The sequence below is a fragment of the Streptomyces avermitilis MA-4680 = NBRC 14893 genome (assembly GCF_000009765.2).
Lineage (GTDB): Bacteria > Actinomycetota > Actinomycetes > Streptomycetales > Streptomycetaceae > Streptomyces > Streptomyces avermitilis.
In genome coordinates this window covers 224,892-237,696 of record NC_003155.5, presented here as the reverse complement: position 1 = coordinate 237,696, position 12,805 = coordinate 224,892, and the positions used below count along the sequence as shown (strand labels likewise).

Genomic DNA, 12,805 nt, shown 5'->3' with positions numbered 1-12,805 from the left:
GGTGCCAGCGCCCGCTACGGCGGGGAGGTTGGGGCAAGGACCTGCCGCAGATCGGCGTACAGACGCAGCCGCACGCCGGGCTGGCCCGGATCCTGGGTGGTGCGGTCGGCAGTCGAGGTCGCCCACGTTTGGGCGATCGCGTTCTGGAAGGCGAGCACGGTTTCGTCGTCCATGCCCGCTACGTCGATCACGAGCAGGCCGGGTTCGGACAGATGCGTTTCTTGGATCGGGTCCACGTCTGTCAGTACGCGCTCGTGCACGGCGGGGTTCTCTGCAGGCGCCTGATTCACCCGACCGAGTTCGTCTCACGGACCCTCGGCAGACAGGGCGGCGGGAGACCTGTCACGGAGGCGGTGTCCTGCCGAAGCGTTCCGGCGAGCAGGCTCCGGAAGAAGGGGACGCATCGCGAGGGCGCTGGGTAGAGCACGTTGTGCTTGTAGCGGGCGCGGTCGGCGACTGCTTCGATCGCCAACGGCCTTCGTCGCCGCTGTGACCGGCAGTGGACCCCGAGGCATTTCAGCTGCCTTTGAAACATGGATTGACCATGATCGAGAACACGTAGGCGGGATGGAACCTTTCTTCGATTGCCCTGTTCACAAGACGTTCACAGCGGTTACTGTCTCGGTTCACTGATCAACTTGCGGGTGGGATCGCGCGTCACCGTGCTGGGGAGCGCGGCTGTGGCCTGCCTGGAAGCTGACGGTTTATCTGTTGGGCTGTGACCCGTGTGGGATGCGGGCCACTGGGGTGGGAGTTCGAGTGGCTGCTCGGCGTACGCGTTTTCTTTCGGCTGGTGTTGCAGGTGCAGTGCTGGCGGGTCTGCTGTCGACGATGTCGGTGGTTGCACCGCAGCAGGCGTTTGCGACGGCGGATGATCCGACGCCGGTCGTGCCGTCGCAGTCGCTGGGGTCCGTTCCCGCGCAGCAGGCGGAAGAAGTGGGTAAGGCGCTCCCTGACCCGAAGTGGCCCAACGCTGCCGAGGCGACGGTGGATCTGTCGCAGGCAGCGCCCGGGGATCCCGGCACGGTGACCCCGTCGCCGACTACCACGGGCAGCGAGAACAGCACTCAGGTCGGTGACGTCGTGGACGTTGCTCCGGCTCCGGATCCTGTGGGCGCCACCACGCAGCTGTCGGCGCAACGGCGTGCGGACGGCGACGTCTCACCGAGCCCTAGCGCCTCCAGTAGCACTGACGCAAGCACCTCGCCAAGCCCCGAGGCCAGCACTAGTTCCTCACCACAGCCCCCGGATTCTGTCACGTCCGAGCCCGACCAGGACCCGGTGTCGCCGGATCAGGTCCAGGTGCGAGTACTGGACCATCAGACCGTAGAGCCGGCGGGCGGGATCGGTCTTGGGTTGCAGGTGAACCGGACCGACGGGGTGAATGCCCCGGGGCAGGTGCAAGTCGATGTCGACTACTCGGGTTTCCAGTACGCCTACGGTGCCGACTTCGCCTCGCGTCTTCGACTGGTGAAACTGCCCGCGTGTGCGTTGCAGACCCCGGAGGCGGAGGGCTGCACCGATCGCGAGTTCGTGCCGGTGGATAACGACACCGCGACAGGGACCCTGACTGCCACGGTCACCGCGGCCGCGGACACGGAAGTCTCGGGTGCCTCAACCCAGCTGATGCGCGAGGCCAGTGCGAGCGGCGCGAGTGTGTACACGCTAGCGTCGGGGTCATCGTCGGATGCCGGTGACTACCGGGCGTCGACGCTGTCGCCGACCGGTTCGTGGGAGGTGTCCACTGGTTCAGGTGCGTTCACCTACAACGTGCCCATCCAGCTGCCGAAGCCGCCGATGGGCTCAGCGCCGTCGCTGTCACTGTCGTACAACTCGCAGTCGGTCGACGGCCGTACCTCCGCCTCGAACAACCAGGCATCCTGGGCGGGCATGGGCTGGGACCTCAACGTTGGCTACATCGAGCGCCGCTACCGCAACTGCTCCGAGGACGGCCTGCCGACCATCGGCGACATGTGCTGGGACTCTCCGAACTCGGCCAAGGAACCGTCCGGCGCGGTCTACGTCATCAACCTCAACGGTGTCACCTCGGAGCTGATCCAGGACAACACCGGTAGCGGCGCCTACCACCTCAAGAATGATCCGGGCTGGCGCGTGCAGCGCCTGTTCGATGGGTATGGCGCGGGCCGGGACGGCGAGTACTGGGTGATCTCCACCCAGGACGGGCAGCGCTACTACTTCGGCTGGGGCCGCTCTGAGCGCACCGGTACCGCTACCGCCTCGGTCTTCACTGAGCCGGTGGTCGGCAATGACACGGGCGAACCGTGCCATGACCAGTTCCCGGAGCCGTGCACTCAGGCCTGGCGCTGGAGCCTGGATAGGGCGGTGGATGCCAACGAGGTCGAGACCATGTACTTCTATGACAAGGAGTACAACCACTACCGTTCCGTCGCCAACTCCGACAAGGCCCGCGAGTACGTCTCCAGTGGCTATGTGAAGGAGATCCAGTACGGCTGGTCCTCGCAGATCCCCGACGGCAAGCTGCCGGCGAAGGTCGAACTCAGCCACGTCAACCGGTGCATCGAGCGCGTACAGGAAAATGATCCCCTCCGCGACGAACCCGCCACCTGCCCCACCTTCGACGACAAACCGACCTCGTATCCGGACGTGCCGGTCGACCTGATGTGTGACGGCACATCGGCCGACTACAACTGCGCGGGCAAGACGTACTACCCGACGTTCTTCTCCACGGACATGCTGTGGGACGTCAAGACGTACGTCAGCGACCAGGACGGCACGGGCTGGGACCTGGTCGAGCAGTACCAGAACAAATACGGCATGCCCAACCCCGACGGCACGATCGGCAAGACCCTCTGGCTCGACTACATCCAGCGCAAGACCTACGGCGACGGCGACGACATCGTCTTGCCGGTCATCAACTTCAACCGGACCGACCTCGACAACAAGGTCGGCTCCGCAGAACTGAACTTCCCCCGCATCCAGGAGATCCACGGCGACCTCGGCGCCACCACTAAGGTCTCCTACGGCTTCGCCAACGCCTGCGACATCGACCACCTGCCGACCCAGGCCTCCAACACACAGGACTGCTACTGGCAGAAGTGGACCCCGGAAGGGGAGACGGAGTCGAAAACCGGCTGGTTCAAGAAATTCCTGGTGACCAAGGTCGAAGTCGACCCGACCGTCACGACCAACCAGGACGGCGCGCCAGTGATGACCACCTCGTACACCTACGAGGGCGGGGCAGGCTGGCGCTTCACCGGTGATCCGCTGGTCAAGGACGAGGACGAGTCCTGGTCCGACTGGCGCGGCTACCAGGAGACGCAGGTCACCACCGGCGCGGACACTGGGCAGAAGACCAAGAAGTACTGGCTCTACCGAGGCCTGGACGGAGACCGTACCTCCAAGACGGACACGTCGGCGACGAAGACAGTCACGGTCAATGATGGTGACGGAAACAACTACGCCGACCACGCCTGGCTGGCCGGCCACACCCTCTCGACATCGCTGCGCGATGACACTGACATCTCGCACGAGCGCACCTACCACACGTACTGGAGCCACAACACCGCCCAGTACGACGGCCTGCCCGACGCCCACTTCGTGCGCGAATCCAAGTCCACCACCAACACCAAGATCAGCGGCGGCTGGCGCGAGCACGTCGTAGAGAACGAGTACGACGACAGCGAGGCAGCTTCCACCACGTTCGGCCTGCCCATGCGCACCGACGACTGGGGCCAGAGCAATGTCTCCGACAACCGTTGCACCACCTACGGGCGTGCCTACAACACTGACAATTACGACTCCACCGGCGCCCAGCGCTGGACCGTAGTGCAAGACCAGGTCAAGCACTACTCCGTGGGCTGCTCCAGCATCGCCGACAGCAACCAGGACGGCTACACCTCCACCCTCTACGACAACGCCACCAGCATCGACGCCAACAAGCCGGTCGACGGCAACGCGACCGAGGTCCGCACGTACACGAAGGCGGGCAGATACCGCTCCAGCTGGACCGGCTACGACAAGGCGGGCCGCATCGTCTGGAGCGAGGACGGCAAACACAACCGCAGCACCATCACCTACAGCCCAGCCAACACATGGCCGATGAATGGCATCACCTCCACCAGCCCGGACCCGGATGGCACCGCGACGGCCCGCGGCCCCCTCACCTTCACCGAGTGGACGTCCCGGTTCTGGGCCACGCCGACCACCAGCAAAGACGCCAACGGCAACATCACCAAAGTCACACTCGACGCAGCCGGACGCCCCGTAGAGGTGTGGAAGCCGACGGAGACCGGCAGCTCACCGTCGATGAAGTTCAGCTACACCATCCCCACCTCCACCAACAGCGCCGGAGTCCCGGACTCGGCCGACGGCTACCCCCACGTAGCCTCACACACCCTGCAGTCCGGAAGTACCTATCTGGTCTCCCATGCCTACACCGACGGTCTGGGCCGGGCCCGGGAAACGCAGACGCCTCTGCCATCCGACGTGGACCCTGCGACCAAACAGATCGTGCCGTTCCGACAGGTCGCCGTCACCCGCTACGACTCGGCCGGACAAGTCACCGGCGCCTCCGCGGTCTTCCGTAACCAGGGAACGGCTGGCTCCGGCGGCCCCTCAAGCCCGCAGCCCTCCGACCTGCCCTCCTACAGCGACCTGGTCCTGGACTGGGCCGGCCGCACCGTGTCCTCGCAGATCCAGGTCAAGGGCACACCCCAAAAGGCAGGGCGGGTCGACACCTCCTACCTGGGCGACTACACCAGCGTGACACCGGTCGACAGCACAGCGACCGACACCTACACCGACGTGTACGGACAGGTGTCCAAAGTCGTCGAGCACACCGCGAGCTCGGCTTACACCACCGCGTACGGCTACACCGCCAAGGGCGAACTCGCTCAGATCACCGATCCCCGCGGCAACAACACCCTGTACACCTACGACTGGGCCGCACAGCGCAAGACCACCGACGACCCGGACGCCGGCCTCTCCAGCAGCGAGTACAACGAGAACGGCCAAGTCAGCCAGACCACCGCCACCACCAACGACGTCCAGACCGTCCTCACCTACGGCTACGACAACCTGAGCCGCGCGACATCTGTCAGGAGCGGCGCCGACGAACTGGCCGCCTGGGTCTGGGACGACCCCGCAGCCACCGGCGGCAAGGGACAGATCACCTCCGCGGTCAGCCGCGATGCGAGCGGCAACACCTACACCACCAAGACCGGCAAGTTCGACGAGCGCGGCCGACCACTGAACACCACGGTCACGCTGCCGACCACTGTCAACGGCCTCGCAGGCGACTACACCACATCGGTCACCTACGACGCAGCCGACCACATCACCTCGGTTTCCTACCCCGCGGCCGGCAAGCTCGCCGCGGAGAAGGTGACCACCACTTACGACGACTACGGGCAGCCCACCCGTCTTACCAGCAGCCTGGGCGGCACGGCCTACATCGACAACACGACCTACGACGCCTATGGCCGACTGGTAGAACGTGACTACGGGGCCGAGTTCGGCGGCAACGGCATCCAGGCCCAGCGGCAGTACGGCTACGACGACAGCAACGGCACCCGCTGGCTGAGGTCCATCGCCACAACCACCACGATCAACGACCTGGTCAGCGAGGCACAGAAGGACACCTACCTCTACGACAACACCGGCAAGCTCACCGAACTGCGCGAACAGGCCAGCGGACAGACTGCCCAGTCACAGTGCCTCCGTTACGACGACCAGTCCCGCCTCACCCTCGCCTACACCCACACCACTGCCGGCAACTGCGCCGACACCACAAAGACCACCTCTGACTTCAAGGGCACCTCCCCCTACCAGACCGGCTACACCTACGACCGCCTCGGCAATCTCCAGTCGGTCACCGACACCAACTCGGCCGGTGCGGCGACCACCCGCGACTACCTCTACCCCGGATACGACGACGCCGGTACTTGGACCACTGCCAACGCCGACCAGCCCCACGGTGTCCGCAAAATCAACAAAGTCAGCGCAGGTACCACCACGGCAGCGGGTACATACACGTATTACGCCGACGGGGCGATGAAGCAGCGCGTCGAAGGCAGTACGACAACTGACTACACCTGGAGCCGGCTCGGCCGACTCGCCACGGTCAAAACCACCAAGACCAGCGGCAGCGACCTCACCCGCTACACCTACGACGCCAGCGGCAACCTCCTCGTCCGCACCACCCCGCAGGAAACCGTCGCCTCCATCGGCGGCACAGAACTGCGCACCACCGACGGCATCAGCGCCACCGCGACGCGCTACTACAGCTTCGGCGCAACAACCGTCGCCATGCGCACCACCGACGGCAACAACACCGTCAACGGCAAGATCACCTACCTGATGGGAGACACGCAAGCCTCCACCCAGATCGCCGTCGACGCCGCCACGGGCACCGCAACCCGCCGCAGGTACACCCCCTTCGGTGACGAACGCAGTGGCAGCCTGCCGACCGGCACCAACCACGGCTTCCTCGGCAAAACAGAGGACACCAACACCGGCCTGTCCCTCCTCGGCGCTCGCGCCTACGACCCCAGCCTCGGACGCTTCCTCAGCCCCGACCCCCTCAGCACGCCCTACGACCCGCAGAACCTCTCTGCCTACAGCTACAGCGGCAACGATCCCATCAATTACTCCGACCCGTCCGGGCTGATCAAGCTGAATTCGGACGGCACGCAATGCAGCGACGGATGGCAGAAGTGCGGACCAGGCACTGTCGGAGGCGGTGGGGACACCCCCACACCCGCTCCCACGGTCCAAGACCAGCTTGTCGATCTGCTTCCGCGAGAAGAAAACGGCTGGGACGCAGACCGCTTGGCCCAGGTATGGGTGCACTACGGCCAAACGACACAGGGCGGCGGCTACTGGGATGCCCCGGTCGGCGACGGAGACCGGACCGGCATGGCGTGTTTCGGCCGCACCGCCTGCTCCGAGGCCTTCCGCGTCTGGAAGGAGACCCACGACTTCGCAAAAGCGAAGAGAGTCGCAGCCACCTTCTGCGTAGAGAACCCAAAGCGCTGCGGTGCCGACAACGGCGCCTATGACTCCATGAAGGAAGCATCCGAAGCAGTACCCATTTTGCTCGCTGGCGAAATGGGTGCCGCATTCAGCAAGGTCCTCAAGGCCCGCGGATGCAGCTTCAAACCGACCACCCGCGTGTTGATGAAGGACGGGAAGACCAAACCCCTTGGCAAAATTAAGCCTGGGGACCTAGTCGAGGCCGCAGACCCAACATCCGGACACCATAGAGAAGTCAGGGAAGTCACCGCGGTTCACCTCAACCACGACGACGACCTTGTTGATCTGAGCATCCGAGGCCTTGACGGACGAATCCAAACCCTGCACACCACTGCGCGCCACCGGATCTGGGACGACACGGCGCAGGTTTGGGAGCAAGCCGGGCGGCTGATCACGGGCCACAAGGTCAACACTTCAGGCAACCAGCACGCCACAATCACCTCTGTGCTTGCTCAGCGCGGTGCAGCAGACATGTACGACCTCACCGTCGAAGGCCTTCACACGTACTATGTGCTGGCGGGCGAGACTCCGGTCCTCGTTCACAACGGCAGCTGTTGGAGCTCCACCAACAGGAAGACGTCCGTCAAGAACGCCTTCGGGCACTGGAAGAAGCACAAGTCAGAATTCCCGAACCTCAATAACGCGAAAGAATACGTGGAGGCGGGTACCGATTTCCTGCGCAGCACCGATCCAAGCGTACTGACGCGAACGCGAGCGAACGGGGATGTGATTCGCTTCAATCCAGCCACGGATGAGTTCGGCGTCATGGATCCATCAGGGGTGCCGCGCACGTACTTCAAGCCAGACCCTGCATCTCACGGGTACCCGACGAATCTGGACTACTTCAATGCCCAGTGACACCTACATGCACTGCCGAGTCTGTGGCCTTCTGCAGGGCGACCCCCCTTGGGGGGAAGACGGGAAGGCGCCCAGCTACGAGATTTGCGACTGTTGCGGGGTTGAGTTTGGGTACGAAGACTCAACCCCCACGGGAGTAATTCGAGCTAGGGGTAAATGGGAGAAGTCTGGATTCCAATGGGTGAATCCATCTGCTCGCCCTGATGACTGGGAGGTCGACGTGCAGCTGGCGAGGGCCATGCACTTCGACGATCGTTAGGAATCCGAGGCCTGGCGGCCTTGCCGTTCTTGGCCTGACAACCGCGCCGGGACGGGAGTCATCAGGTGATCGCGGACTTCGTGCGGTCCGGCGGGCGGGAGGTCACGACGCGGCATTTCATGTTGACCCTTCAGCGGTGAAAAGCGAGAAGTCGTCGCCGTCGTACACAGCGAGCTGCCCCCACGGGTTTATGCCGGAGCCGAAGCGTGCCGCTTGCTGAGCCAGGTCGAACAGCAGGCACAGCACGACGCTCGTGATGCGGTCCATACGGCCTGAGCACTCGGGATCGGCCGCGGGAGCCTCGATAGCGGCAGGGCTGAGCCGCTGGATCTCTGCGGCACGAGGGAGGAGATCACGCACGGAGGAACCCCCGCTTGCGGTCGATGTCTGTGACCTGGCCGTGCTGTGCCTCGATCTCAACCTCGGCAGCGCGGGCGTAGTGCTGCACTACGGGTGTGCTGAATGCGCGCAGTGCGATGCTGCTTTGTTGGAAGTCGGTGAGGGCTTCTTCGAGGTTGCGTGGCACGGGGAGCGGGTCGGCAGCGTGGTAGGCGTCGCCGGTGCAGGGCTCGGGGAGCTTGGGATGGTTGTTGAGGCCGTAGACGATGGCCGCGATGGTCGCGGCGAGTGCGAGGTAGGGGTTGGCGTCGGCTCCCGGCAGGCGTACTTCCAGGTGTGTGCAGGCGTGGTGGCCTGTGATGCGGATGGCGCAGGTGCGGTTGTCGCGTCCCCAGGTGTAGTTGGTGGGGGCGAAGGAGTGGCGGACATATCGTTTGTAGGAGTTGGGGGTGGGTGCGTACAGCGGAACCAGCTGCGGCAGTGCGTCGATCAGCCCGGCAATGGAGTGCTGGAGTAGCTCGGGCAGCTCCTCGCGTGGACGCATGGCGAAGGCCGCCTCGTCGTCGCGCCACAGGGAGATGTGCAGGTGGAGGCCGGATCCGGTGCCGGTCTGCGGGGCGGCCATGAACGTGGGTGTGAGGCGGTGTTGTGCGGCGATGTGACGGACGGCGTGTTTGTGGAGGGTGTAGGTGTCGCATGCGCCCACGGGGGTGTCCCGTAGGGCCAGGCCACTTCGATCTGGCCTGGGGCTCCTTCCGTTTTGATGGCCTCGATTGGTGCGCCTGCTTCGTGCAGGGCGTTGTGCAGGTCGTGGAAGAACGCGTTCAGGGCGGGCGGGCGGTCCAGCGCGTAGTCGAGGTTGTCGGGGGACACGGGTGTCGGGTTCCTGAACCCGGATCGGCGCAGCTGTGCTTCGGTGCCTTTGTAGAGGACGAATTCGCTCTCGATGCCGACGCGTGCCTGCAGGCCGTGGACGGCGAGGGCCCGCAGTTGGCTGCGGAGGATCTCCCGTGGTGCGACGGCGACGGGGCGGCCGTCGGGGTGTACGGCGTTGCCGTGTACGAGGACCGTGCCTGGCAGGTAGTTCAGGCGCCGGATGGTGCCCAGGTCGGGGACGACACGCAGGTCTCCGTATCCGGTGTGCCAGCCGGCGAGTTCGAACCCGTCCAGCGGGTTCATGTCCACGTCTGTCGCCAGGATGTAGGCGCACATCTCCGGTCCGCCGGGCAGCTTGGTCAGGAAGTGGTGGGCGTCGAGGTTCTTGCCCATCAGCCGGCCCCTCAGGTCCGGGACGGCGACCATCACCGTGTCGATCTCACGGCCTTGAACGAGGTGGCCGAGCTCTTCGAGTGTCACCAGCCCGGGGGCGGGGGTGGGGGAGAGGTGGTGGCTGATCTGGCCGGACATCACATCACCTCACCGGCGAGTGCCGTGTTCTCGGCCGCACTGCCGAGCGGGGGGATCTTGTAGTGCCGCTTGCCCTTGGTGATCCACATGGCCCACGCGAGGAGCAGGACCACCGCCAGCGCGAGGCCCGCGTAGTTGAAGGACTGTGCGGTGACGGGCGAGGCCTGCGGCAGGCAGAACACGACGGTCAGAACAGCCACGTAGGTGACGGAGATCCAGCCGAGGGGCTTGCTCCAGCCACCAAGGTTCCACGGGCCCGCCTGGAAGCGGTCACCGGCACGCAGGCGCAGGTAGACGGGGATCACGTACGCAGGCGTGATCCCGATGACGTTGATCGCGGTGACGGCGGCGTACGCGGCCGGCGAATACAAGCTCGGCAGCGCCAGGACCAGCGCGACGCCCACGGACAGCCACACCGCGGCGATGGGGGTGCGGGTGCGATGGGTGACACGCCGCCACGTCGAGGAGAACGGCAGAGCCCCGTCCCGCGAGAACGCAAACACCATGCGGGAGGCCGCGGCGGTTTCCGCGTTTCCGCAGAACAGCTGTGCCACGATCACTACCATCAGCAGCCCCTTGGCCACACCCGTGCCCAGGACATCGATGAAGATCTGCGCCGGTGGCACGCCTGTGCTCGAGCCCTGGGTGCCGGTGTAGTCCTGGACGGCGAACAGCATGCCTGCCAGCAGGATGAACCCGGCGATCCATGAGTAGCCGATGCTGCGGACGATGCCCTTGGGCGCCGACACCTGTGCCTGGCTGGTCTCCTCGGAGAGGTGGGAGGAGGCGTCGTAGCCGCAGAACGTGTAGGCGGCCAGCAGGCAGCCGAGGGCGGCCACGTAGACGGGGCTGGTGAAGCCGGTGGCGTTGTGGAAGTGGCCGAACACGAAGCCGGCGCTCTGGTGCTCGGCCGGGGCGAGGGTCAGGGTCCCTCCGATCAGCAGGACGCCGGAGATCTGCCACCACACCGAGATGCTGTTGAGGACGTTGACCAGGCGCACGCCGAGCGCGTTCAAAGTGCCGTGCAGGAGCAGGATGCCCGCGAAGATCAGGATCGTTGTCTCGGGTGTGGGCACAAGGTCCCACTGGAGGCTGGCGAACGCGCCGATGAACAGGGCGCAGCCGTAGTCGATGCCGGCGATTGCGCCGAGCAGGCCCAGCAGGTTGAGCCAGCCCGTCACCCAGGCCCAGCGGGGCCCGCCGAGCCGGTGAGCCATGTAATACAGGCCGCCCGAGGTGGGGTAGGCGGAGGTCACCTCGGCCAGGCACATGCCCAGCAGCAGCGTCATGAAGCCGATACCGACCCAGCCCCACATCATGACGGCGGGGCCGCCGGTGTTCAGGCCGTAGCCGAATAAGGTCATGCCGCCGGCCAGGATGCAGATCACGGAGAAGCTGATGGCGAAGTTCCCGAACCCGCCCATCCGGCGGGCCAGTTCGGGGTGGTAGCCGTGCGCGCGCAGCGCGGCGTCATCGTCGAGCTGGACTCTGGTTCTTCTCGCAGACAACGGAGAAATCCTCTGATCGAAAGGGGGGTGAAGGGTGAAGGGGGCAACGGTGAGCGGGGCAGGGCTGCGGGGGTGCTCGGATGGTCATCGGCGCCCGCTTGTAGCCGTCAGCGCTCTGCGGCGTGCGGAACGGAAATCGTCCTGCCACCACTGGGGGTTCGGGGTGACGTGGATCCACGGGGCGGGCGTGACGTGGTTGCCGATCTCCTCGAACACGGCAGTGGCCTGTCCCACGCCGGTGGCGGTCAGTCCGTGCGCCAGGTAGTTCAGGTCCAGCAGGGACAGTGAGCGCGGATCGGCGTGGGCGAACCAGCCGTACAGGGCCTGACGGGCGTAGTGAGCCTTGTCCTCGGTGGCCCAGTAAGCGATCACACCGACGCTCTGCGAACGCTGCCGAAGCAGCCGGTAGGACTCGACGTAGGCGTACAGCGGCAAAACCTTCAGCGCCGATCCCTCCGGTGCGACGGAGGCTACCCACTGGGCAAAATCCAGGGCTCCCCGGGCGCGGGCCTGAAAGACCTGGAGCATCCGGTGATACGCCTCCCGGCTGCCGGGATCCCGCTGGTTGACCCAGTTCAGCAATCTCCACGGACCCGGCGGCAGCATGGCATCGGCCGGCGTGGCCCAGTGCACCGGACTGTGAGGAAACCGCTGGTCGATGTCCGTCTGCGCCAGCGCCAGGTAGCACACGTAGGGCACCGGGTCTTCGGGCCACCGCTCCGCAGCAGCCCTGCACGCCGCCCAGACTGTGTGGACACCGTTGACCAGGTCCTGACCCGACAGTCCCCTGCGGTGAGCGTTGAGTAGCCTCTGGGTGAGCACGCGAGCCCACATCATCCTCGCGTCCACGTCCTCGGGCTCCTCCGAGCACCACGACTCGATCGCACGGCTGTTGGCGGCGACGACGGCCAGGACCTGACTGCGCGAGGTGCGCAGCCCCCAGTCGGTACCCGTGGCCCGAAGCAGGCGCTTTGCGGCGAGATACCGGTCCAGCCCGAGATCTTCGAGAGCGAGGCGGAGTTCTTCGTCACGGCCCGCAAGGTGAGTGATCAGGGGCGTGTCATCGCGGGTCATCGGCGCACCGCCACGAAAAGAGAGGGACGCGGGGAGGGCACCCGGCCCGTCATACATAAAAGGGGCATGGAGGAGAGTCCTCGAAAGGGGGGCGAGTGCCGCTGAGCGGCAGCCAACTTGCTCAGCACGGGGAGGCCAAAGCGGAAGACTGCGCTCGGCAGCAGATCAGAGGCAGTGACGGACAGCAGAGGGGGTCATGCGGCCGTTTCCGGCGGCTTGACGGCTACTGGGGGCGCTCAAGGATGGTGACCCAGACGATTTCACCATCGTGTGCTGCCGGGGACACTCCGTGGTCGTCAACGCTGCACAAGACGAGCAGGAAGCCCCGGCCGTGCTCGGCCTCCAT

Annotated in this window: 6 protein-coding genes and 1 pseudogene; 1 reads left to right on the top strand and 6 read right to left on the bottom strand. The window is 65.5% G+C overall.

The annotated features are described in order from the left end of the window. Positions 1-14 precede the first annotated feature (14 nt). The gene (locus SAVERM_RS01440; RefSeq protein WP_010981637.1) at positions 15-260 is read right to left on the bottom strand and encodes a DUF6207 family protein; all 246 of its coding nucleotides are present in this window, start codon (positions 258-260) and stop codon (positions 15-17) included. A 499-nt stretch (positions 261-759) separates the two neighbouring features. On the opposite strand from SAVERM_RS01440, the gene SAVERM_RS01435 reads away from it, so the two are divergent. Beyond that, on the top strand, positions 760-7,872 hold the full coding sequence (locus SAVERM_RS01435) for an RHS repeat-associated core domain-containing protein (protein ID WP_010981636.1): 7,113 nt from the start codon (positions 760-762) through the stop codon (positions 7,870-7,872). A 376-nt stretch (positions 7,873-8,248) separates the two neighbouring features. Here the strand turns inward: SAVERM_RS01435 and SAVERM_RS42555 are convergent, their stop codons facing one another. The 5 genes and pseudogenes from SAVERM_RS42555 to SAVERM_RS01420 all read right to left on the bottom strand — a co-directional run bounded on the left by SAVERM_RS42555 (position 8,249) and on the right by SAVERM_RS01420 (position 12,459). After that, the gene (locus tag SAVERM_RS42555) at positions 8,249-8,398 is read right to left on the bottom strand and encodes a hypothetical protein (RefSeq protein WP_154696703.1); all 150 of its coding nucleotides are present in this window, start codon (positions 8,396-8,398) and stop codon (positions 8,249-8,251) included. 85 nt (positions 8,399-8,483) lie between these two features. After that, positions 8,484-9,176 (bottom strand): glutamine synthetase, encoded by a 693-nt coding sequence (locus SAVERM_RS45220; RefSeq protein WP_261172583.1) that lies wholly within the window; start codon positions 9,174-9,176, stop codon positions 8,484-8,486. 71 nt (positions 9,177-9,247) lie between these two features. After that, a pseudogene (locus SAVERM_RS45215) lies at positions 9,248-9,649 on the bottom strand (glutamine synthetase family protein); the annotation flags it as partial. A 227-nt stretch (positions 9,650-9,876) separates the two neighbouring features. Beyond that, positions 9,877-11,301, bottom strand: coding sequence for an amino acid permease (locus tag SAVERM_RS01425; RefSeq protein WP_078936709.1), 1,425 nt, complete (start codon positions 11,299-11,301; stop codon positions 9,877-9,879). Between the two features lie 168 nt (positions 11,302-11,469). Continuing rightward, positions 11,470-12,459, bottom strand: coding sequence for a hypothetical protein (locus tag SAVERM_RS01420; RefSeq protein WP_010981633.1), 990 nt, complete (start codon positions 12,457-12,459; stop codon positions 11,470-11,472). Positions 12,460-12,805: the final 346 nt, after the last annotated feature.

Coding starts and splice junctions, on each gene's coding strand:
- SAVERM_RS42555 (WP_154696703.1), bottom strand. CDS start 8,398: ATGGACCGCATCACGAGCGTCGTGCTGTGCCTGCTGTTCGACCTGGCT.
- SAVERM_RS01425 (WP_078936709.1), bottom strand. CDS start 11,301: ATGGGCGGGTTCGGGAACTTCGCCATCAGCTTCTCCGTGATCTGCATC.
- SAVERM_RS01420 (WP_010981633.1), bottom strand. CDS start 12,459: ATGACCCGCGATGACACGCCCCTGATCACTCACCTTGCGGGCCGTGAC.